General features: G+C 71.2%; 22 protein-coding genes. 20 read left to right on the top strand and 2 right to left on the bottom strand.

Translation table 11 applies throughout. The features are described 5' to 3' along the window. The first annotated feature begins 14 nt into the window (after nucleotides 1–14). A complete protein-coding gene (rho, locus tag AB0C02_RS06375) occupies nucleotides 15–2,048 on the top strand; it encodes a transcription termination factor Rho (RefSeq protein ID WP_357541752.1) in 2,034 nt (677 codons plus the stop codon). 57 nt (nucleotides 2,049–2,105) lie between these two features. On the opposite strand, the gene AB0C02_RS06380 is transcribed toward rho, so the two are convergent. Then, a complete protein-coding gene (locus AB0C02_RS06380) occupies nucleotides 2,106–3,002 on the bottom strand; it encodes an AAA family ATPase (protein ID WP_357541754.1) in 897 nt (298 codons plus the stop codon). A gap of 251 nt (nucleotides 3,003–3,253) precedes the next feature. On the opposite strand from AB0C02_RS06380, the gene rpmE reads away from it, so the two are divergent. Continuing rightward, entirely contained in the window at nucleotides 3,254–3,478 is a 225-nt protein-coding gene (gene rpmE / locus AB0C02_RS06385) for a 50S ribosomal protein L31 (RefSeq protein ID WP_357541756.1), read from the top strand. 114 nt (nucleotides 3,479–3,592) lie between these two features. Next, on the top strand, nucleotides 3,593–4,681 hold the full coding sequence (prfA, locus tag AB0C02_RS06390; protein WP_357541758.1) for a peptide chain release factor 1: 1,089 nt from the start codon (nucleotides 3,593–3,595) through the stop codon (nucleotides 4,679–4,681). A 21-nt stretch (nucleotides 4,682–4,702) separates the two neighbouring features. Here the strand turns inward: prfA and AB0C02_RS06395 are convergent, their stop codons facing one another. Then, complete coding sequence (locus tag AB0C02_RS06395; protein WP_357541760.1) at nucleotides 4,703–6,256, bottom strand: GGDEF domain-containing protein; 1,554 nt, start codon at nucleotides 6,254–6,256, stop codon at nucleotides 4,703–4,705. A gap of 72 nt (nucleotides 6,257–6,328) precedes the next feature. Between AB0C02_RS06395 and prmC the strand changes: the two genes are divergently transcribed. The 17 genes from prmC (at nucleotide 6,329) to AB0C02_RS06480 (ending at nucleotide 21,826) form a co-directional block, all read left to right on the top strand. Beyond that, nucleotides 6,329–7,276, top strand: a complete 948-nt coding sequence (gene prmC / locus AB0C02_RS06400) for a peptide chain release factor N(5)-glutamine methyltransferase (RefSeq protein WP_357541762.1) — start codon at nucleotides 6,329–6,331, stop codon at nucleotides 7,274–7,276. Next, entirely contained in the window at nucleotides 7,276–7,917 is a 642-nt protein-coding gene (locus tag AB0C02_RS06405) for an L-threonylcarbamoyladenylate synthase (protein ID WP_357541842.1), read from the top strand. Before prmC ends, AB0C02_RS06405 begins: the two co-directional genes overlap by 1 nt. Continuing rightward, nucleotides 7,918–8,529 carry a phosphotyrosine protein phosphatase gene (locus tag AB0C02_RS06410; protein WP_357541764.1) on the top strand — a complete coding sequence of 204 codons (612 nt, stop codon included), beginning with the start codon at nucleotides 7,918–7,920 and terminating at the stop codon, nucleotides 8,527–8,529. It begins immediately after the preceding gene. A 149-nt stretch (nucleotides 8,530–8,678) separates the two neighbouring features. Then, the gene (locus AB0C02_RS06415; RefSeq protein WP_357541765.1) at nucleotides 8,679–10,793 is read left to right on the top strand and encodes a transglycosylase domain-containing protein; all 2,115 of its coding nucleotides are present in this window, start codon (nucleotides 8,679–8,681) and stop codon (nucleotides 10,791–10,793) included. Between the two features lie 55 nt (nucleotides 10,794–10,848). After that, the gene (gene glyA, locus AB0C02_RS06420; RefSeq protein ID WP_357541767.1) at nucleotides 10,849–12,138 is read left to right on the top strand and encodes a serine hydroxymethyltransferase; all 1,290 of its coding nucleotides are present in this window, start codon (nucleotides 10,849–10,851) and stop codon (nucleotides 12,136–12,138) included. Next, the gene (locus AB0C02_RS06425) at nucleotides 12,131–12,562 is read left to right on the top strand and encodes a hypothetical protein (RefSeq protein ID WP_357541769.1); all 432 of its coding nucleotides are present in this window, start codon (nucleotides 12,131–12,133) and stop codon (nucleotides 12,560–12,562) included. Before glyA ends, AB0C02_RS06425 begins: the two co-directional genes overlap by 8 nt. Before the next feature lie 192 nt (nucleotides 12,563–12,754). Then, complete coding sequence (locus tag AB0C02_RS06430) at nucleotides 12,755–12,991, top strand: AtpZ/AtpI family protein (protein ID WP_357541770.1); 237 nt, start codon at nucleotides 12,755–12,757, stop codon at nucleotides 12,989–12,991. A gap of 11 nt (nucleotides 12,992–13,002) precedes the next feature. Further along, nucleotides 13,003–13,800, top strand: coding sequence for a F0F1 ATP synthase subunit A (gene atpB / locus AB0C02_RS06435; protein ID WP_357541772.1), 798 nt, complete (start codon nucleotides 13,003–13,005; stop codon nucleotides 13,798–13,800). A gap of 67 nt (nucleotides 13,801–13,867) precedes the next feature. Continuing rightward, nucleotides 13,868–14,095 (top strand): ATP synthase F0 subunit C, encoded by a 228-nt coding sequence (locus AB0C02_RS06440; RefSeq protein ID WP_091197508.1) that lies wholly within the window; start codon nucleotides 13,868–13,870, stop codon nucleotides 14,093–14,095. Nucleotides 14,096–14,123: 28 nt separating this feature from the next. Next, the gene (locus tag AB0C02_RS06445) at nucleotides 14,124–14,654 is read left to right on the top strand and encodes a F0F1 ATP synthase subunit B (protein WP_357541775.1); all 531 of its coding nucleotides are present in this window, start codon (nucleotides 14,124–14,126) and stop codon (nucleotides 14,652–14,654) included. Then, entirely contained in the window at nucleotides 14,654–15,475 is an 822-nt protein-coding gene (locus AB0C02_RS06450) for a F0F1 ATP synthase subunit delta (RefSeq protein ID WP_357541777.1), read from the top strand. Before AB0C02_RS06445 ends, AB0C02_RS06450 begins: the two co-directional genes overlap by 1 nt. A gap of 86 nt (nucleotides 15,476–15,561) precedes the next feature. Further along, nucleotides 15,562–17,214 (top strand): F0F1 ATP synthase subunit alpha, encoded by a 1,653-nt coding sequence (gene atpA, locus AB0C02_RS06455; RefSeq protein ID WP_357541779.1) that lies wholly within the window; start codon nucleotides 15,562–15,564, stop codon nucleotides 17,212–17,214. 2 nt (nucleotides 17,215–17,216) lie between these two features. Beyond that, complete coding sequence (locus tag AB0C02_RS06460) at nucleotides 17,217–18,155, top strand: F0F1 ATP synthase subunit gamma (RefSeq protein WP_357541781.1); 939 nt, start codon at nucleotides 17,217–17,219, stop codon at nucleotides 18,153–18,155. Beyond that, nucleotides 18,155–19,591, top strand: coding sequence for a F0F1 ATP synthase subunit beta (atpD, locus tag AB0C02_RS06465; protein ID WP_357541783.1), 1,437 nt, complete (start codon nucleotides 18,155–18,157; stop codon nucleotides 19,589–19,591). The genes AB0C02_RS06460 and atpD overlap by 1 nt, the downstream gene beginning before the upstream one ends. A gap of 212 nt (nucleotides 19,592–19,803) precedes the next feature. Continuing rightward, nucleotides 19,804–20,949 carry an LCP family protein gene (locus AB0C02_RS06470; RefSeq protein ID WP_357541785.1) on the top strand — a complete coding sequence of 382 codons (1,146 nt, stop codon included), beginning with the start codon at nucleotides 19,804–19,806 and terminating at the stop codon, nucleotides 20,947–20,949. 130 nt (nucleotides 20,950–21,079) lie between these two features. Further along, nucleotides 21,080–21,358: a F0F1 ATP synthase subunit epsilon gene (locus tag AB0C02_RS06475; RefSeq protein ID WP_357541787.1), complete on the top strand. Its 279-nt coding sequence runs from the start codon at nucleotides 21,080–21,082 to the stop codon at nucleotides 21,356–21,358. Nucleotides 21,359–21,370: 12 nt separating this feature from the next. Beyond that, nucleotides 21,371–21,826, top strand: a complete 456-nt coding sequence (locus AB0C02_RS06480) for a DUF2550 domain-containing protein (RefSeq protein ID WP_357541788.1) — start codon at nucleotides 21,371–21,373, stop codon at nucleotides 21,824–21,826. The last annotated feature ends 404 nt before the right edge of the window (nucleotides 21,827–22,230 follow it).

A 22,230-nucleotide genomic window follows, 5' to 3' on the forward strand; every position in this document is an offset into this window, starting at 1 on the left:
AGGGAAGGAATCCATTGAGCGACACCACCGACGTGACGTCGGATGTTTCCAACGTCGCTGGCGAAGCCACCACCGCCGCCGCCCCCACGCGCCGCCGGCGCAGCGGTACCGGCCTGTCGGCGATGCTGCTGCCAGAGCTGCAGAGCCTGGCCGCGTCGCTCGGTATCTCCGGCACGGCTCGCATGCGTAAGGGCGAGCTGATCACCGCGATCACCGAGCGGCAGGGCGGCGCCGCCGCCGGGACCCCTCGACCACGAGCCGAGGTCGCGGCCGCGGCCACGCCCGCCCGGGAAGCCGAGGCACGCGAGGAGCGGGCCGAGACCCGGCCCGCCGAGCAGGCGCCCGCCGAGCCGGCCGAGGGCCGTACCCGGAGCCGACGTGGCCGGGCCGCCGCTGCGGCCACGGCGACCGAAGCCCGGCCGGCTGAGACGCGTACCGAGGAGGCCCCCGCCGAGGCCGGCGAGCGGCCCGAGCGTGGTGCCGAGCGGGCCGAGCGTGGTGCCGAGCGGGCCGAGCGTGGTGCCGAGCGGGCCGAGCGCGGTGCCGAGCGGGCCGAGCGCGGCGAGGGCCGGGGCCGGGAGCGCGCCGAGCGGGCCGAGCGTGGTGCCGAGCGCGGCGAGCGCGGTGCCGAGCGTGCTGAGCGCGGCGAGCGTGGTGCCGACCGTGGCGAGCGTGGTGCTGAGCGCGGCGAGCGTGGCGAGCGTGGTGCCGAGCGCGGCGAGCGCGGTCAGCGGGCCGAGCGTGATCAGCGGGCCGAGCGTGACCAGCGCGCCGAGCGCGACCACGACGGGGAAGATGACGGCGAGGGCGGCGGCCGGCGGGGCCGGCGCAGCCGGTTCCGGGATCGCCGGCGTGGTCGCGGCGAGCGGGTCGAGGGCAGCGAGGGCGGCGGCCGCGAGCCGCAGGTCGGCGAGGACGACGTGCTCGTTCCGGTCGCCGGCATCATCGACGTGCTCGACAACTACGCCTTCGTTCGGACCACCGGCTACCTGGCCGGCCCGAACGACGTGTACGTCTCGATGTCGCAGATCAAGAAGTACGGCCTGCGCCGCGGTGACGCGATCACCGGTGCCGTGCGGGCCGCTCGCGAGGGCGAGCAGCGGCGCGACAAGTACAACCCGCTGGTCCGGCTCGACACCATCAACGGGATGGAGCCGGACGAGGCGAAGCGCCGGCCGGAGTTCTACAAGCTCACTCCGCTGTACCCGCAGGAGCGGCTGCGGCTGGAGACCGAGCCGCACATCCTGACCACCCGGGTGATCGACCTGGTGATGCCGATCGGCAAGGGCCAGCGGGCGCTGATCGTCTCGCCGCCGAAGGCGGGTAAGACGATGGTGCTGCAGGCGATCGCGAACGCGATCACCCGCAACAACCCGGAGTGCCACCTGATGGTGGTGCTGGTGGACGAGCGGCCGGAAGAGGTCACCGACATGCAGCGGTCGGTGAAGGGCGAGGTCATCGCGGCCACGTTCGACCGTCCGCCGCAGGACCACACGACGGTGGCGGAGCTGGCGATCGAGCGGGCGAAGCGCCTGGTCGAGTTGGGGCACGACGTGGTCGTGCTGCTCGACTCGGTGACCCGGCTCGGTCGGTCGTACAACCTGGCGGCGCCGGCCAGCGGCCGGATCATGTCGGGTGGTATCGACTCCACCGCGCTCTACCCGCCGAAGCGCTTCCTGGGCGCGGCGCGCAACATCGAGAATGGCGGCTCCCTGACCATCCTCGCCACCGCGCTGGTGGAGACCGGGTCCATGGCGGACACGGTCATCTTCGAAGAGTTCAAGGGCACCGGTAACGCGGAGCTGAAGCTGGACCGGAAGATCGCCGACAAGCGGGTCTTCCCGGCGATCGACATCAACCCCTCCGGTACGCGTAAGGAGGAGGTCCTGCTCGCGCCGGAGGAGTTGGCCATCGTCCACAAGCTCCGGAAGGTGCTGCACTCGCTGGACTCGCAGGCGGCGCTCGACCTCCTGCTGGACCGGCTCAAGCAGTCCCGCACGAACATCGAGTTCCTGATGCAGATCGCGAAGTCGACGCCGGGCGAATGACCCGATAGGAGCGACATGGGTGAGGGGCACGGCCTTCGGGTCGTGCCCCTCTTTCACTCAGAAGTCGCCGTCGGCCACTTGGAAGACGGTGAGGCCGAGGGAACGCCACATGCGGACCACCTGCTGCCGGTCGTCGAAGACGCCGACCACCCGGTACCGGTCCCGGATCTCCCGTTCGTAGATCTCCTGCTTGACCACGGCGTCCTTGCGGTGGTCGCCGACCGCCCGCAGGTGCAGCGCCAGGTAGGGGACCTTGACGTGCCGGTCCAACCAGGCCACGGTGTCGATCCGGGCCGAGGCGTCCCGGCCCGAGCAGAAGACCACCCCGTGCCCGGCCGCGTGCATCGCCCGGACCGCCGCGATCACCGCCTCGTTCGGCACGTCCTCCCCGACCCGGGTCATGTCGTACGGGCTGCGCGACACGTTCAGCGCGACCGTGCCGTCGATGTCGACCAGCACGATGTCCGGCCGCTCGGTCCGCGCCTCGTGGATCCGGGCCGGTCCGCCGGTCCGCACGGTCGGGACCGGCAGCGGCAGCGGACGGTTGGCCAGGTAGCGCTCGTGCAGCCGGCGGATCGCCGCCTCGCCGACCCGGTCCACCTCCGGCCGGGCGGCGTCCCGGCGCAGGCACTCCTCCAGCGGGACGTCGGTGAAGTCGTGCACCTCGAACGCGGCGCCGAACCGCTCGGCGAGTTCCGCCCAGTCGCGCAGGGTGCGGGAGCGCAGGTTGGTGTCGTCCACGCAGACGCTCACCCGGGCCGCCAGCAGCGCCGTCACCTGCGCCCGTTGGACCTTGGTGACCTGTCCCTCGGCCCACTGGGTGAAGAGCCGCTCGCCGTGCATCATCCGGCGTAGGTCGTCCCGGTTGACCCGGACCACGTCGGGCTGGAGCCGGCGGGCGAAGGTGGTCTTGCCGGAGGCGGGCAGCCCACGGGTCGCGATCAAGCAGAACATCCCGTACCTCCCGTTCGTCCCGGCCCATCCCGGCACCGGTTGACGAATGCCCGCGAGCCGCGCGGGAATGCGTACGTGGATGGCGAGCGTTGCGCCTGTCGGACCCGCTGTACGGCCCGCTCGTCGGGTCGGCGCGCGGGCATGGCACACTGGTCAATCGGCCACCGGTTCCGGTTCACGCCCGAGCCCGTCGCGAACGACGGGGCACCTGACGGCGACCCGGCGACCACCCAAGAAAGGACCGAGGCGACATGAAGCCCAACATCCACCCGGAGTACGTGACCACCGAGGTCCGCTGCTCCTGCGGTAACACCTTCGCGACCCGCAGCACCGCCAAGGGCGGTCAGATCAGCGTCGAGACCTGCAGCGCCTGCCACCCGTTCTACACCGGCAAGCAGCGCGTCCTCGACACCGCCGGTCGGGTCGCGAAGTTCCAGCAGAAGTACGCCAAGGTTCAGGCCAAGAAGGCCAAGTAGCTGCTCCGACGACGCCCGTGTCCGGCTCACGCCGGGCGCGGGCGTTCGTCCGTTTCCGCCTAGTTAGCCCCGCCTGCCGTCTGGTTTCGTCGCCGTCGAAGGAGCACCCGCAGCATGAGCAGTGAGCGCCTGGCCACCCTCCTCGACGAGTACGCCGAATTGGAGAAGCGGCTGGCCGACCCCGCCATCCACGCCGACCAGGGCACCGCCCGCCGGGTCGGCCGGCGCTTCGCGGAGCTGGTCCCGCTGCACAAGGCCGCTGGCGAGCTGGAGCAGGCCCGGGCCGACCTGGCCGCCGCCCGTGAGCTGGCCGCCGAGGACCCGGCGTTTGCCGCCGAGGCGGAGGCGATCGCCGCGTCCCTGCCGGCGCTGGAGGGGCGGCTGGCGGAGCTGCTGATCCCGCGCGACCCGCACGACGCCAAGGACGTCATCGTCGAGATCAAGGCCGGCGAGGGCGGCGAGGAGTCGGCGCTCTTCGCCGGTGACCTGCTCCGGATGTACACCCGGTACGCCGAGCGGCACGGCTGGACCACCGAGGTGATCGACTCGCAGGAGTCCGACCTCGGCGGGGTCAAGGACGTCTCCCTGGCGATCAAGAGCAAGGGCGTGCCGGAGGGCGGCAACGGGGTCTGGTCCCGGCTCAAGTGGGAGGGCGGCGTGCACCGGGTGCAGCGCGTCCCGGTCACCGAGTCGCAGGGCCGGATCCACACCAGCGCGGCCGGCGTGCTGGTGCTGCCGGAGGCCGAGGACGTCGATGTCACCATCGACCCGAACGAGCTGCGGATCGACGTGTTCCGCTCGTCCGGGCCCGGCGGACAGTCGGTCAACACCACCGACTCGGCGGTCCGGATCACCCACCTGCCGACCGGGATCGTGGTCTCCTGCCAGAACGAGAAGTCGCAGCTGCAGAACCGGGAGCAGGCCATGCGAATCCTGCGCGCCCGGCTGCTGGCCGCCGCCCAGGAGCAGGCCGACGCGGCCGCCTCGGACGCCCGCAAGGCGCAGGTCCGCACGGTGGACCGGTCGGAGCGGATCCGCACGTACAACTTCCCGCAGAACCGGATCACCGACCACCGGATCGGCTACACCGCGTACAACCTGGACCTGGCCCTGGCCGGTGAGCTGGACGGGGTCCTGGGCGCCCTCACCGAGGCCGACCGCGCCGCCCGCCTGGCCGGCGAGACGGAGCTGTCCCGCCGCTGACCCGGCGGGGTGGCAGCGACGTCAGGAGGCGCGGAGGCGGTCCTTGGCGCGGAGCATCTCCCGGTCGGCGAGCTCGAACGCGGTGCCCAGCGCCTCCCGGATGCTCACCCCGGAGCCGCCGGTGACCTCGGCGAAGCCGATGCTCACCCCGACCGGGGTGCCGGGGACCAGGGTCTCCCAGTCTTCGGTGCGTACGGCGGCCTGGATCCGGCGGGCCACCTCGGCCGCCTCGGCCATCTCCGTCTCGGGCAGCACCACCACGAACTCGTCACCGCCGTAGCGGGACACGAAGTCACCCCGCCGCATGACCCGGTTGATCACCCCGGCGATGCGTTGCAGCACCAGGTCGCCGGAGTGGTGGCCGTGCCGGGTGTTCACCGCCTTGAAGCCGTCCAGGTCGCAGACGCCGATCACCACCCGCTCGCCCCGGGCCACCACCGCCCCGATGTAGCGCTCCAACCGGCGCCGGTTGGGCAGCCCGGTCAGCGGGTCGGTGAGCGCCTCGCCCTCGTAGCGGGCGGCCTCGCGGCGCATCTCCTCGTGGTCGATCCGAGCGGCGATGCCGTCGATGTAGACGTCCCGCAGTCGGTCGCTGCGCTGCGCCGCCAGCCGGAACGCGTGCCGGTCGGCCTGGTGCGCGCCGGCGTGGTCACCGGCCCGGGTGAGCGCGATGCTGCACAGCCGGGGCGGCTCGGCCGCGCCCAGCGTCTCGTTGGAGACCCGGGTGGTGTCCAGCCGGGCCACCGCCTCGATCGGCCGGCCGTCGGCGACGGCCAGGCATACCTGGCCGAGCTGGCGCAGGTCGCGGGCGCGGGCGCTGTCCCCGCCGTGGCCGAGCAACCGGGCGGGATCCTCGTCGCCGCCGGACTCCACCCGGTCACCGAGCGCGGCCCGCCGCGCGGCGGCGTATCCGTACGCGGCCAGGCTGCTCGGCCGGATGTTGCCGGCCCGCCCCTGCCGGAGGAAGCGGCTGAAGTCGCCGGCCACGTCGCGCAGCACCCGCAGGCACCCGTCGCTGTCGCCGTGGTGGTCCAGTGCGACCGCGTTGCGCAGCCGGATGCCGGGGGCGGCGAAGGTCTCCTCCGGGATGCCGGCGGTGAGCCCCACCTGGCGGGCCCGCTCGATCGCGCCGAGCGCGTGGCCGTGGAAGCTGAGGTAGGAGTAGGCCATCGCCAGGTCGTGCCAGCCCCAGGCGGTGTCCCGGTCCGGGTCGTCGTCGGCGGTCAGCGCCCGGGCCGCCTTCACCAGATGGGTCACGCAGCGGTCCAGCGCCCCCTGATGGTGCGCGGCGAGCGCCGCCAGGGCGTTGAGGTGCCCGTGCAGATACGGCTCGGCCAGGTCACGGACGGCGGCGGACGCCTCCTCGATGGCGCGGGTGAACTCGGCCGTCCGACCGAGATTGATCAATGCGGACAGGCGCTGGACCAGCGCGTCGGCTCGCGCGTACGGGTCGGTGGTGGTGCGGATCACCCGGTCGAGGAGGGCACAGGCCTCCGCCGAGCGGCTCACCTCCTGCAACGCCCGTGCGCGCCGGAGGGCGTCAACCTGGTCGTCGACCCGGTCGAGCCAGCCCACTCGGACCTCCTGTCAATGGCGTCCGGGCGCACCCCGCTCGTGCGGCGGCCCGTGACGCATCATGATTATGTCGTGACCTCCATCCCGCAACACCCGTCCGAAGGGACAGAACGCGAGCGTCCGTCACTGGCGGTCGCCCGGGCGGCCCGGGCCCTGGCCGTGGCCGGAATCGAGGCGTCGCGCGCGGAGGCCGAGCAGCTCGCCGCGTACGTGCTGGACGTGCCGCGCGGCCGGCTGGCGCTGGCCGACGGGTTCACCCCGGAGCAGCGCGACCGCCTGGACGCGTTGGTGGCTCGGCGAGTGGCCCGGGAACCCCTCCAGCACCTCACCGGCGTCGCCGGTTTCCGGCACCTGGAGCTGGCGGTCGGCCCGGGGGTGTTCGTGCCCCGTCCGGAGACCGAGCTGCTCGCCGGCTGGGGTGTCGAGCAGGGGCGGCGGCAGAGGTCCCCGCTGGTGGTGGACCTCTGCAGCGGCTCCGGCGCGATCGCTCTGGCGGTGGCCCAGGAGCTGCCCGAGGCCCGGGTGGTGGCGGTGGAACGCTCCCCGGCGGCGTTGACCTGGCTGCGCCGCAACGCCGCGGACCGGGCCGCCGCGGGGGACACCCCGGTGGAGGTGGTGGCGGCCGACGTCACCGACCCGCAGCTCCTCGCCGACCTGGTCGGCCGGGTCGACGTGCTGCTCTGCAACCCGCCGTACGTGCCGCGGTCGGTGGCCGTGTCGCCCGAGGTGGCCGGGTACGACCCGGACGAGGCGGTCTTCGGTGGCGCGGACGGGCTGGACGTGGTCCGGCCGGTGGTCGCCCGGGCCGCCGTGCTGCTGCGGCCCGGTGGCGCGTTCGGTGTCGAGCACGACGACACCCACGGCGCGGCGGTGCCCGCGCTGCTCGCCGGCGACGGCCGGTACGAGCGGGTCGAGGAGCACCACGACCTGGTCGGGCGTCCCCGGGTCGCCACCGCGTCCCGACGGGCGGACGGCCAGCACGCCGAGTCCGACCCGGCGTGGCAGACTGGCTCCTCGTGATGCTCTACGACTGTCGGTCGACTGCCGACCGGGACCGCGGCATCGCCGCTGCCATCGAGGCGGTCAAGAACGGGGAGCTCGTCGTCCTGCCGACCGACACGGTCTACGGCATCGGCGCCGACGCCTTCACCTCGTACGCGGTGCGGGCCCTCGCGGACGCCAAGGGTTCCCAGCAGCCGCCCCCGGTGTTGATCGGATCCCGGCACACCCTTGACGGCCTGGTCTTCTCGCTGCCCCGCGCGGCCCGCGACCTGGTCGAGGCGTTCTGGCCGGGCGCGCTGACCATCGTGGTGGAGCACTCGCCGAGCCTCGCGTGGGACCTGGGCGACACCGGCGGCACGGTGGCGGTGCGGATGCCGTTGCACCCGGTGGCGCTGGAGGTGCTGCGGGAGACCGGCCCGATGGCGGTGGCCTCGGCCAACAAGGTCGGGCAGCCGGCCGCGCTCACCGCCGAGGAGGCGCGCGAGCAGCTCGGCTACGGCGTCCGCGCCTACCTGGAGGCCGGGCCGGCGCTGGATCCGCTGCCCAGCACCATCGTCGACCTGACCGGTGAGGTGCCCCGGGTGCTGCGCCAGGGTGCCGTGTCGCTGGACAAGCTGCGCGACGTGGTGCCGGACATCCTCGACGAGCGGGGGGTCTGAGTGCCGCCGTTCACCGTCCTGCACGTCTGCATGGGCAACATCTGCCGGTCGCCGATGGCCGAGCGCCTGCTGGCGCTCGCCGTCCGGGAGCGGCTGCGCCGCCTCGGCGTCGACCCGGCCGCCGTCGACGAGCTGGTGCACAGCCACAGCGCCGGTACCGGCGGCTGGCACGCCGGCGAGGAGATGAACCCGCCGGCCGCCCGGCAGGTCGTCTCGCGCGGCGGTGACGTGGCGGGCTTCGCCGCCCGCAAACTGCGCTCCGACCTCATCGACGCCGCCGATCTGGTCCTCACCGCCACCGCCGACCAGCAGGAGTACGTGGTGGCGCTGCGGCCGGACGCCGCCGCCCGCACGTTCGTGCTCGGCGAGTTCGGCCGGCTGCTGGGCGGGGTGGACCGGTCCGGGCTGCCACCGGTCGAGGCCACTCCGGCGGCGGTGTACGCCCGGGGCGTGGCCCTGGTGGCCGCGGTGGACGCGGCCCGGCAGGGCGTCGCGTCGCTGCCCTCCGACGATCTCGACGATCCGTGGGGCCGGGGCGACCAGTGCTTCACCCGGGTGGCCGACGAGATCGAGGAGAGGGTGCACCCGCTGGCCGCCGCGCTACTGCCCTGAGTCCCGGCCGGCCCGACATCTGGTGCGTTCTGTCCAACTTCATCCGTTCTCGCGAAATTCCTGCGCGTTTCGGAGAAGGTGGCGGCTAAATCGCCGATTCGCGTCATTCTGAACGGGTCTCGTAAAGCTGGCTCCTGCGGGGAGAGCTGATGAACCGGGCCCATCTCGACAAGCTGTTCACCGTCCTGCTCGCCGGCGTGCTCGCCGGACTGGTCCTGGCCGCTGCCGCGCTGCCGATCGCGCTGGTGTTCGGACGCGGCTTCACGGGGCTGATGCCCTACGCCGAACTGCCGGAGGCGATGCGTACGTCGCAGCCGGCCCAGCGCTCCAACCTCTACGCCAACGACGGCCGCACCCTGATCACCTCGTTCTACGTCGAGGACCGGGTGGACGTGCCGGTCAGCGAGGTGGCGCCGGTGATGCGCCAGGCCATTGTGGCCGCCGAGGACGTCCGCTTCTATCAGCACCACGGCGTCGACATCCGCGGCGTGCTGCGGGCCCTCACCGTCAACCAGCGGGGGGGCGAGACCCGGCAGGGCGCCTCCACGCTGACCATGCAGTACGTGCGCAACGCGCTGGCCAGCGACCCCCAGCTGACCGAGGAGGAGCGGGCCAAGGCGACCGAGATCAGCGCGAGCCGCAAGATCCGCGAGATGCGGTACGCGCTGTCCCTGGAACGGGAGCTGAGCAAGGACGAGATCCTCAGCCGCTACCTGAACATCGCGTACTTCGGTGCCGGGGCGTACGGCGTCGCCGCGGCCAGCAAGCGCTACTTCTCCACCACCCCGGCGCGGCTGACCCTGCCCCAGGCGGCGTTGCTGGCCGGGCTGGTCCGCTCGCCGAACAGCGACGACCCGATCAACGGCAACGCCGACGCGGCCCTGACCCGCCGCGCGTACGTGCTGGACCGGCTGGTGGAGACCGGGCAGGCGGACGCCGCGGACGCCGCGCGGGCCAAGACCGAGGGCCTGAACCTGCGGCCCAGCGCCACGCCCAACGACTGCGCCGCGGTGCCGGCCGACCACAACGACTGGGGCTTCTTCTGCGACTGGTTCACCCAGTGGTGGGACGGCCAGTCCGCCTTCGGCAACTCGCCGGAGGAGCGGCAGCGGATGCTGCGCCGGGGCGGCTTGTCGATCGTCTCCTCGCTGGACCCCGACGTGCAGAGCAAGACCATCGAACAGGTGCTCGGGATCTACGCCTTGACCAACGAACGGGCCGCGCCGACCGCGGTGGTGCAGCCGGGCACCGGCCGGGTGCTGGCCATGGCGGTGAACCGGAACTACAGCGTCGCCGCGAACCCGAAGGGACAGCAGAACTATCCGAACACCGTCAACCAGCTCATCGCCGGGGGCGGCGGCATCGTCGGCTACCAGGCCGGCTCGACCTTCAAGCTCTTCGCGATGCTGGCCGCGCTGGAGTCCGGGCTGCCGCTGGACACCCAGTTCAACGCCCCGGCCGTGTTCGTCACCAACTACGCGACCGGCGCCGGGCCGGCCAGCTGCGGCGGCCGCTGGTGTCCGGAGAACGCCAGCCCGAGCTGGATGGACGGCCCCCGCACCATGTGGAGCGCGTTCGGTCGGTCGGTGAACACCTATTTCGCCTGGCTGACCCAGCGGGTGGGCGCGGACCGGGTGGTGGAGATGGCCGAGCGGCTGGGCATCGTGCTGCGCTCGCCCGACGACGCCCGGCTGGCCCACGAGGGGGCGAGGAGCTGGGGTCCGTTCACCCTCGGCGTCGTCGACACCACCCCGCTCGACCTGGCCGGGGCGTACGCGACGGTGGCCGCCGAGGGAGTCTGGTGCCGCCCCACCCCGGTGACCTCCATCACCGACTCCTCGGGCCGCAAGATCGCCGCCGGCAGTCCGGACTGCCGGCAGGTGCTCGACACCGACGTGGCCCGGGCGGCGGCCGATGCGGCCCGCTGCCCGGTCGGCGACCAGTCGATGTACCGCCGCTGCGACGGCGGCACCGCCGAGGACCTGCAGCCCGGGCTCCGTCGCCCACTGGCCGGCAAGACCGGCAGCTCGGACGGGAACGCGACGGAGACCCTGGTCGCCTTCACCCCACAGCTCACCGTCGCCACCATCGCCGCGAACCCGGACAACCCCCAGGACGCCGTCGGCGGCGGCGTGCAGGCCCGGCAGATCACCGCCGTGGGCCGGCTGTTGGCGTACGCGTTGCGCGACCAGCCGGTGCTCGACTTCGTGCCGCCCAGCCAGACCGTCGCCTTCGACCGCACCGCCCCCCGTACCGCCGACTGAGGGTGACCAGGCATCGCACGGCTTTCCGGGCGCGGCTTTCGTAGACTCCTTCGCTGTGGAGAACACGAGGGACACCTTCTGGGGGCCGGACTTCCAGCAGCTCAGCACCGTCGACCCGGAGATCGCCGAGGTGGTGCTGGGGGAGTTGGCGCGGCTGCGTGGCGGTCTGCAACTGATCGCCAGTGAGAACCTGACCTCCCCGGCGGTGCTGGCCGCCCTCGGCTCCACGCTGACCAACAAGTACGCCGAGGGCTACCCGGGCCGGCGATACTACGGCGGCTGCGCCGAGGTGGACCGGGCCGAGGAGATCGGCATCGCCCGGGCGAAGGAACTCTTCGGGGCCGAGCACGCCAACCTTCAGCCGCATTCGGGCGCCAGCGCCAACCTGGCCGCGTACGCCGCCCTGCTGCAGCCGGGCGACTCCGTGCTGGCGATGGACCTGCCGCACGGCGGCCACCTCACCCACGGCAGCCGGGTGAACTTCTCCGGCAAGTGGTTCCACGCCGTCGGCTACCAGGTCCGGCCGGACACCGAGCTGATCGACTACGACGAGGTACGCGACCTGGCCCGGGCGCACCGGCCCAAGATGATCATCTGTGGCGCGACGGCGTACCCGCGCCTGATCGACTTCGCCCGGTTCCGGGAGATCGCCGACGAGGTCGACGCGTACCTGATGGTGGATGCCGCGCACTTCATCGGCCTGGTCGCCGGCCGGGCGATCCCGTCTCCGGTGCCGTACGCCGACGTGGTCTGCGCCACCACCCACAAGGTGCTGCGCGGCCCGCGCGGCGGCATGATCCTCTGCCGGGAGTCGCTGGCCGCCCGGATCGACAAGGCGGTCTTCCCGTTCACCCAGGGCGGCCCGCTGATGCACGCCGTCGCGGCCAAGGCGGTCGCGCTGCGCGAGGCCGCCCAGCCCGACTTCCGCGCGTACGCTGCCCAGGTGATCAGCAACGCACAGGCGCTCGCCGAGGGACTGGCCGCCGAGGACATGCGCCCGGTCTCCGGCGGCACCGACACCCACCTGGCCCTGATCGACCTGCGCGCCCTCGGGGTGACCGGGGCGGACGCGGAGGCGCGCTGCGACGCCGCGCGCATCACGCTCAACAAGAACGCCATCCCGTACGACCCGCAGAAGCCGATGGTCGCCTCCGGTCTGCGGGTGGGCACGCCGAGCGTCACCACCCAGGGCATGTGGGAGGGCGAGATGCGCACGATCGCCGCGCTCATCGCCCGCGCCGTCCGCACCGACCCGGGGGCTCCCGGGGGCGCCGACGAGCTGACCCGGATCGCCGCCGACGTGACCGAGCTGGTCACCGCCTTCCCGGCGTACCCCCGTGGCTGAGCCCGGGGCGCGCGCGGCGGAGGCGACCGCGGACCGTGGCTGGCGGCTGCGCCATCTGCCGGTGCTGCTGATCGCGTCGGCGGTGCTGGGCGCGGCGGCGGCGGTGGTCGGCGGGGTGACCCGGGGCGCGGACGGCGCGCTCGGGGCGGCGGCCGGGGTCGGCGTCACCGCGCTCAGCTACACGCTCACCACCGTCGTGCTGGCCTGGGCCGACGCCCGCGACCCGCAACTGGTGCTGCCCTTCGGGATCGGCGTGTACGCCGCCAAGATGACCCTGCTCGGGGCGGTGATGGTGCTGGTGGCCGCGACCGGCTGGCCAGGGCTGATCCCGCTCTGCCTGGGCATCGCGGCGGGCGTCGCGGTCTGGACCGGGGTGCACATCTGGTGGCTGACCACCGTCCACGCCCGGCGATCCCGCGACTGACCTGCGCACCTCCGGCGTGCCGTCCCACGCTTCGGGCGGCACGCCGATGTGTCCGCGATCGGTCATTCTCTCAACGGCGGGAGGAGAGTAGGTTTCCTCCAGACGACTTCGCCCACCCGTGTCCCGCACAACCAGGTTGTGCGGGGGGTGTGGCACAGCCTTGTCTTCTCGACTGATATCGTTCGCCCCGTCATGGCCGATGACCAGAAACCCCCCAGCGCTGGCGGCCCGGGCGACGTTCCGTCCGGTGCCGGTCAGGGCTGGACCGCGCTCAGCTATCTGATCGCGGGCATGCTCGTGTGGGGCTTCATCGGCTGGCTGGTCGACCGTTGGCTCGATACCAGTGGCATCGCCACCGGTATCGGGATTGTGCTCGGCATGGCCGGGGGCATCGTCCTGGTCATCCGTAAGCTCGGCACGCCTGAATAGGAAGGGACGCGGTGTTCGGACAGGTGAACGTCCTTGCACAGGGCCAGGCAAATTTCCCACCCAGCGTGGAGGACTTCTACCTGCCCAGCATCGCACCCTGGGGTGCGCATAACTCCTACTGGTTCACCAAGATCACCTTCATGGTCTGGCTGGCGGTCGGGATCCTGATCCTGTTCTTCCTGCTCAGCTACCGCAACCCGCAGCTGGTGCCGACCAAGAAGCAGTGGTTCGCCGAGTCGATCTACGGCTTCGTGCGGAACAACATCGCGGTCGACATGATCGGCCACCAGGGCGTCCGGTTCGCGCCGTACTTCACGACGCTCTTCTGCTTCGTCCTGCTGACGAACTTCTTCGCGATCGTCCCGTTCTTCCAGATCTCGCCGAACTCGCACATCGCCTTCCCGGCGTTCCTCGCGATCATCAGCTACCTGCTGTTCAACTACGTGGGTATCAAGAAGCACGGGTTCGGCAAATACTTCAAGAACGCGCTGATTCCGCCCGCGCCGTGGTACATCCTGCCGCTGCTGATCCCGATCGAGGCGTTCTCGACGTTCCTGGTCCGGCCCTTCTCGCTGGCCGTCCGTCTGTTCGCCAACATGTTCGCCGGTCACATGCTCCTGCTGGTCTTCACGCTCGGCGGCTTCGCGATGCTCAACGCCACCGCGCTGCTGGCCCCGGTCTCGGTGCTCTCCTGGGTGATGACCATCGCGCTGACCTTCCTCGAGTTCCTGGTGATCTGTCTGCAGGCCTACGTCTTCACCGTGCTGACCGCCAGCTACGTGCAGGGCGCGCTCGCCGAGGAACACTGATCCACTTCGCACCAACCGTTGTCGTCCCGCGTGACAGTCACGCGTGATAACCAGGAGGAACACACCAATGGACGTTCTCGCCGCGGTATCGGGCAGCACCGCCGCCATCGGCTACGGTCTGGCCGCCATCGGCCCGGGCATCGGCGTTGGCCTGGTCTTCTCGGCCTACATCCAGTCGACCGCCCGCCAGCCGGAGTCGTCCCGGATGACCCTGCCGTACGTCTGGATCGGCTTCGCCGTCATCGAGGCGCTGGCCCTGCTGGGCGTCGCCTTCGGCTTCGTCTGGGCCAAGTAATCCCGTCCCTTCGATCGGGAGGCCTTCCATGTACTTCCTAGCCGAGCCTGCTGATCACAACCCGATCCTGCCGATCTGGCAGGAGATCGTGGTCGGTGGCATCGCCTTCATCGTGCTGTGCTTCGTGCTGATGAAGTTCGTCTTCCCGCGCATGGAGCAGACGTTCCAGGCCCGGGTCGACGCGATCGAGGGCGGCATCAAGCGCGCCGAGGCCGCTCAGGCCGAGGCCAACCAACTGCTCGAGCAGTACCGGGCGCAGCTCGCCGAGGCGCGGACCGACGCCGCCAAGATCCGCGACGACGCCCGGGCCGACGCCGAGGGCATCCGCCAGGACATCCTCGTCAAGGCGCGCGAGGAGTCCGACCGGATCATCGCGGCGGGCAAGGAGCAGCTCTCCGCCGAGCGGGCCACCATCGTGCGCGAGCTGCGCACCGAGGTCGGCACCCTCGCGGTGGACCTGGCCAGCAAGATCGTCGGCGAGTCGCTCGCCGACGAGGCGCGTCGCACGGGCACCGTCGACCGGTTCCTGAGCGGTCTTGAGAGCACGGGGGCCCGCTGATGCAGGCCGCCAGCCGGGAGTCGTACAAGGTCGCGGCCGAGCGCCTCGACGCGTACGTCCGCGGCGCGGAGCCGTCGGCGGTGGCTGCCACCGCCGACGACATCCTCTCCGTCGCCGCTCTGCTGCGGCGCGAGCCGCGGCTGCGCCGGGCGTTGTCGGACCCGGCCCGTTCGGGTGACGACCGCAGTGGGCTGCTCACGGGCATCCTGACCGGCAAGGTCGGCGCCGCCGCGCTCGACCTGCTCGCCGCGCTGGTCTCCGGCCGCTGGTCGGCGCCGTCGGAACTGCTCGACGGCACCGAGCGGCTGGGCGTCGAGGCGCTCCTCGCGGGCGCCGACAAGGCCGGCGAGCTGGGCGAGGTCGAGGACGAGCTGTTCCGCTTCGGGCAGGTCGTCTCCGGTTCCGCGGACCTGTCCAACGCGCTCTCCGACCCGATCGCCCCGGCCGAGCAGCGGGCCGGCCTGGCCCGCGAGCTGCTCGCCGGCAAGGCCCGGCCGGTCACTGTCCGCCTCGTCGAGGCCGCGCTGGCCGGTTTCGGGGGACGCTCCTTCATCGGGGCGGTCGCCCGGCTGGTCGAGCTGGCCGCCGACCGGCGGGACCGTCAGGTCGCGTACGTGACCGTGGCGGCCCCGCTGAGTGACGAGGAGGAGCGACGCCTCGGTGCCCGCCTCTCCGCCATGTACGGTCGAGAGGTTTCCGTCAAGCAGACGGTCAACCCCGAGGTGCTCGGTGGGGTGAGCGTGCGGGTCGGCTCCGACCTGTACGACGGCACCGTCCTGCGCCGCCTCAACGAGACTCGCAACGCGCTCGCGAAGCGCTGACCAGCGTCTCCGCAGCCCCTGATTCGACGCCATCGGACCGGTCGGTACTAGGTATCCCGGGCCCCTGATACTTAAGGAAGCAGAGGATGGCCGAGCTGACCATCTCGACGGAGGAGATCCGTGGCGCCCTCGAGCGCTACGTCTCCTCCTACACGGCCGACGTCTCCCGTGAGGAGGTCGGCACCGTCGCCGACGCCGGCGACGGCATCGCCCACGTCGAGGGTCTCCCCTCGACCATGACCAACGAGCTCCTGGAGTTCGAGGACGGCACGCTGGGCGTGGCGCTGAACCTCGACGTCCGGGAGATCGGTGTCGTCGTCCTCGGTGACTTCGCCGGTATCGAGGAGGGGCAGCGCGTCAAGCGCACCGGCCGGGTGCTCTCCGTCCCGGTCGGCGACGCCTTCCTCGGCCGCGTGGTCGACGCGCTCGGCCAGCCGATCGACGGCCTGGGCGACCTCCCGAACGAGGGCTACCGCGAGCTGGAGCTTCAGGCCCCGAACGTGATGTCCCGCAAGTCGGTCGACGAGCCGCTGCAGAGCGGTCTGAAGGCCGTCGACGCGATGACTCCGATCGGTCGCGGCCAGCGTCAGCTGATCATCGGTGACCGGAAGACCGGCAAGACCACGGTCGCCCTGGACACCATCCTCAACCAGCGGGACAACTGGCGCTCCGGCGACCCGACGAAGCAGGTCCGCTGCATCTACGTCGCCGTTGGCCAGAAGGCCTCCACCATCGCCTCCATCAAGGGGACGCTGGAGGAGGCGGGTGCGATGGAGTACACCACCATCGTGGCCTCCCCGGCCTCCGACCCGGCCGGCTTCAAGTACCTCGCCCCGTACACCGGCTCGTCCATCGGCCAGCACTGGATGTACGGCGGCAAGCACGTTCTGATCGTCTTCGACGACCTGAGCAAGCAGGCCGAGGCGTACCGTGCCGTGTCGCTGCTGCTGCGCCGTCCGCCGGGCCGCGAGGCGTACCCGGGTGACGTCTTCTACCTGCACTCCCGGCTGCTGGAGCGCTGCGCCAAGCTCTCCGACGAGCTGGGTGGCGGCTCGATGACCGGTCTGCCGATCATCGAGACCAAGGCGAACGACATCTCGGCGTTCATCCCGACCAACGTCATCTCCATCACCGACGGCCAGATCTTCCTGGAGACCGACCTGTTCAACCAGGGCGTCCGGCCGGCCATCAACGTCGGCACCTCGGTCTCCCGGGTCGGTGGCGCCGCGCAGGTGAAGCCGATGAAGAAGGTCGCCGGTTCGCTCCGGCTCAACCTGGCCCAGTACCGCGAGCTGGAGGCGTTCGCCGCCTTCGCCTCCGACCTGGACAAGGCCTCCCGCGCCCAGCTCGACCGCGGCGCCCGCCTGGTCGAGCTGCTCAAGCAGTCGAACTACGCGCCGTTCCCGGTGCAGGAGCAGGTCGTCTCGGTCTGGGCCGGCACCGAGGGCAAGCTGGACGACATCCCGGTCGGCGAGATCCGCCGCTTCGAGTCGGAGTTCCTGCAGTACCTCCGCCACAAGCACGCGGGCGTCCTGGCCGGGATCGCGGACAACAAGTGGAACGACGACATCATCGCCTCGCTGGACTCGGCCATCACCGAGTTCAAGCAGGTCTTCCTGGGCAAGGAGGACGAGGTGCGGATCAACGAGGCCGAAGCCAAGCCGATGGAGGGCGAGGAGAACCGCGAGACGGTGACCCGCTTCCGCGACAGCGCGGCCGACCGCCCGGCTGAGAGCTGACGATGGCCGCCCAGGTGCGCGTTCTTCGTCAACGGATCCGCTCGGCGAAGTCGATGAAGAAGATCACCAAGGCGATGGAGCTCGTCGCGACGAGCCGGATCGCCAAGGCCCAGGCCCGGGTGGCGGCGTCCCTGCCGTACGCCCAGGCCATCACCGGGGTCCTCACGGCGCTGGCCTCCAACGCGCGGATCGACCACCCGCTGCTCACCCCGCGCGAGCGGGTGCGGCGGGCGGGCGTCCTGCTGGTCACCAGTGACCGGGGCCTGGCCGGCGGCTACAGCTCCAACGCGATCAGGACCGCCGAGTCGCTGATCGCCCGGCTGCGGGCCGACGGCAAGGAGCCGGTGCTCTACATCATCGGCCGCAAGGGTGTGACGTTCTACCGGTTCCGCAACCGACCGATCGAGGCGAACTGGACGGGCTTCTCGGAGCAGCCGTCCTTCGCCGACGCTCGGGCGGTGGGCGAGACGCTGATCAAGGCGTTCGTGGGCGGTGCGGACGACGTCGACGGTGGCCCCGGCGCGGACGGGGTGCTCGGCATCGACGAGTTGCACATCGTCTACACCGAGTTCAAGTCGCTGATGACCCAGACGCCGGTGACCAGGATCATTGGGCCGATGCAGGTCGAGGAGCGGCCGCGGTCGGAGGCTCCGCAGGGCCTGCTCCCGGCGTACGAGTTCGAGCCGGAGGCGGAGGCACTGCTCGACGCGCTGCTGCCGAAGTACATCAACACGCGGATCTACGCGGCGTTGTTGGAGTCGGCGGCGAGCGAGTCGGCGGCCCGGCGGCGGGCGATGAAGAGCGCCACCGACAACGCCGAAGAGATGATCGACAAGTACACGCGTGAGATGAACTCGGCCCGCCAGGCCGGGATCACCCAGGAGATCAGTGAGATCGTCGGCGGCGCCAACGCGCTGGCCGCGTCGGGAAGTGAAGTGTGATGACTGCCCCAGTAGAGACCAAGACGGCCACCGGTCGCGTGGTCCGGGTCATCGGCCCGGTCGTCGACGCCGAGTTCCCGCGCGACGGCATGCCGGACCTGTTCAACGCCCTGCACGTCAACGTGACGCTCTCCGGCGGCGAGAAGACGCTGACCCTGGAGGTCGCCCAGCACCTGGGTGACAACCTGGTCCGCGCCATCTCGATGCAGCCGACCGACGGCCTGGTCCGCGGCGCCGAGGTGCGCGACACCGGCTCGCCGATCAGCGTGCCGGTGGGCGACGCGGTCAAGGGCCACGTGTTCAACGCGATCGGCGAGTGCCTCAACCTCACCGAGGGCGAGACGCTCAACCCGGACGACCACTGGGGGATCCACCGCAAGGCCCCGGCCTTCGCGGACCTGGAGCCGAAGACCGAGATGCTGGAGACCGGCATCAAGGTCATCGACCTGCTCGCCCCGTACGTCAAGGGCGGCAAGATCGGCCTGTTCGGCGGTGCCGGCGTGGGCAAGACGGTGCTCATCCAGGAGATGATCACCCGCGTTGCCCGGAACTTCGGTGGTACGTCGGTCTTCGCCGGCGTGGGTGAGCGCACCCGTGAGGGCAACGACCTCATCGCCGAAATGACCGAGTCCGGCGTCATCGACAAGACCGCGCTGGTCTACGGCCAGATGGACGAGCCGCCGGGCACCCGGCTGCGCGTCGCCCTCTCCGCGCTGACCATGGCGGAGTACTTCCGCGACGTGCAGAAGCAGGAGGTGCTGCTCTTCATCGACAACATCTTCCGCTTCACCCAGGCCGGTTCCGAGGTCTCCACGCTGCTCGGCCGCATGCCGAGCGCGGTGGGTTACCAGCCGACCCTGGCCGATGAGATGGGCGAGCTCCAGGAGCGGATCACCTCCGTCCGGGGCCAGGCCATCACCTCGATGCAGGCGATCTACGTGCCCGCCGACGACTACACCGACCCGGCGCCGGCCACCACGTTCGCCCACCTGGACGCGACCACCAACCTGGAGCGGTCGATCTCCGACAAGGGCATCTACCCGGCCGTGGACCCGCTGGCGTCCTCGTCCCGGATTCTCGCCCCGGAGTTCGTCGGCCCGGAGCACTTCCAGGTCGCCACCGAGGTGAAGCGGATCCTGCAGCGCTACAAGGACCTGCAGGACATCATCGCCATCCTCGGTATCGAGGAGCTCTCCGAGGAAGACAAGATCACCGTGCAGCGGGCCCGGCGGATCGAGCGCTTCCTGTCGCAGAACACCTACGCCGCCGAGCAGTTCACCGGCGTGCCGGGTTCGACGGTCCCGATCAAGGAGACCATCGAGGCGTTCAAGAAGATCAGCGAGGGCGAGTACGACCACTTCCCCGAGCAGGCCTTCTTCATGTGCGGCGGCCTGGAGGACCTTGAGGCCAAGGCCAAGGAGCTGATGGAGGGCTGAGACCCTCGCTGCATCCACAAAGGCCGCCCCGACCGAGTCGGGGCGGCCTTTGCCTGTTCCGGCGCGTTGTACCAGATGTCCGGTTTGCGGGCAAGCGGTTCCGCCGACGGCGCGCTACCGTTCGGGGCGCGACTTCATGTCATGAGTCTTGCTCTCTTGCAACGAAGCGGTTACGTGCGCCCGTCTACCAGTCGTGGGCGTGACGATTGGAGATGTGCGTGGACAAGGCCGGCGGTAACCGCGGCAAGCGGTCGATCTGGCGGAGCGTGCCGCGGTGGGCCCGGGTTTGCACCATCCTGGGCGTGGTCCTCGTGATGCTCAGCGGGACAGTGCTGGTGGGTTACCAGGCCCTGGTGGCCCGCTACGAGGGCGCGGTCGGCAAGGCTGACCTCTTCGGGGATCAGGCGGCGGGCGTCGTCGAGGAGAAGAAGAGCGACATCAAGGGCCCGCTCAACATCCTGCTGGTCGGCATCGACCCCCGCAACGCGGAGACCCCGCCGCTGTCCGACTCGATCATGATCCTGCACGTGCCGGCCGGCCTGGATCGGGCCTATCTCTACTCGCTTCCCCGGGATCTACGGGTCGACATCCCGGCATTTCGCAAGGCGAACTACCCGGGCGGCAACGACCGGCTGAACGCCGCCATGTCGTACGGCAGCCGGGTGTCGGGGCAGAACCCGGACGCCGCGCAGGGCTTCGAACTGCTCGCGAAGACCGTCCAGCAGGTCACCGGGATCAAACGCTTCGACGCCGGCGCGATCCTTAACTTCACCGGCTTCAAGAAGATCGTCGACGCGATGGGTGGCGTCGACATGTACATCGAGCGGGAGGTGCGGTCGGAGCACCGGCGGCCCGACGGCACCATGCGCCAGCTGCAGCCGGGCGGTGGCGGCTACCTCGGTCCGCAGGCCGTGTACGAGCAGGGCGACGCCCACCTGAACGGCTGGCAGGCGCTGGACTACGTGCGCCAGCGCTACCCGCGTAACGGCGTGCCGGACTCCGACTACGGCCGGCAGCGGCACCAGCAGCAGTTCGTCAAGGCGATGGTGAGCCAGGCGTTCAGCGCCGACGTGGTGACCAATCCGCTCAAGCTGGACCGGGTGCTCCGCGCGGCCGGCGAGTCGTTGGTCTTCAGCGGTCGCGGCCACAGCGTGGTCGACTTCGGGCTCGCGCTGAAGGACATCCGGTCCGACTCGATCGAGACGATCAAACTGCCCGGCGCGAACATCGGCAGCGGCTCGGCGTACCAGGGGGAGCGGCTGCTGCCGGAGGCCGAGGACTTCTTCGCGGCGATGCGCAACGGACAGATCGACGCGTTCATTCTGGAGCACCCCGACTTCAAGCAGAAGAACAGTTAGCCTGAGCGCCAGCGGACCCGCGCGGGTGCCGGGGTCGGTGACCGTGTCGCAGGTCTCGGTACCCGCGTTGGGTGACGCTCGGGGCCGCGACTAGACTTTCGGCAATCCGCCGCCGCAGCAAGGAGACAGCGTGGCACAGCAGCTTCACGTCGAGCTCGTAGCCGTCGAGGAGAAGGTCTGGTCCGGCAAGGCCGAGATGGTCGTCGCCCGGACGACCGAGGGTGAGCTGGGTGTGCTGCCGGGGCACGCGCCCCTGCTGGGTCAGCTCGCCGAGCCCTGCCAGGTACGCATCAAGCAGCCCGGCGGTCAGCAGCTCGCGTACGACGTCGCCGGCGGCTTCCTGTCGGTGACCGGTGAGGGCGTCACCGTCCTCGCCGAGAGCGCCACCCCGGCCACTCCGGCGCGCTGAGCCGACCCGCCGATGGAGATTCTGGAAGGGATCGGAATCGGCATCGCGGTCGTGTTCGCCGCGCTGGTGATCCTCTTCGTCCGGCGGGCCCTGTTCACCCGCAGCGGAGGCATCATCCGGCTTAGTGTCCGGGTCTCCACGATTCTCGACGGCCGAGGCTGGTCACCCGGCTTCGGCCGTTTCGTGGGCGACGAACTCCGCTGGTACCGCATGTTCAGCTTCGCCCTGCGGCCCAAGCGGGTGCTCTCCCGCAAGGGGCTCGCCGTGGAACGGCGCCGGCTGCCCGAGGGGCAGGAGCAGTTCTCGATGCCGGCCGACTGGGTCATTCTGCGTTGTACCAGTCACCATGCGCCGGTCGAGATCGCCATGGCGCGGTCCACGGTCACCGGTTTCCTTTCCTGGCTCGAGGCCGCCCCGCCCGGGGCGGCCTCGCCACGGATGGCCTCCCAGGACTGGCCCGCCGCCTGAACCGCGCCGCGCGCCCTCGCCGTCCGCGTGCGCGTCGTGCAGAGGGGCCGCCCCGCGTCGTGCGCCCTCGCCGCCCGCGTGCGCGGCCTGCGTGTCCCGCGTCCGGGGTACGCCCCGCCGATGTGAGGCGGATGTCCGGTTGCCGCGTGACTGTCGCGTGGGCGGGGTGGAACGCTATGGAGGTCACGGGAGTCGTTTGACGTCCATGCCGTTCCACTGACGGCCTCGATGTTTGGGCGGCGCGGGTGCCGCCGAGGTGTTGTGTCCGGTTTGTGGTGTGGCGGGCGGCCGTCGCGGGGCGGAATGCCGGGTGGGGGTCGGTCGTTGAACACGGGTGCACGGCCGAGGAGGACGCCCCCGCCAGGCGGGGTGCGCGGGCCCGGAATGATGGCGGGCCGCCGGTC

The organism is Micromonospora sp. NPDC048999 (assembly GCF_040649295.1).
In the GTDB taxonomy this organism is placed as follows: Bacteria; Actinomycetota; Actinomycetes; order Mycobacteriales; family Micromonosporaceae; genus Micromonospora.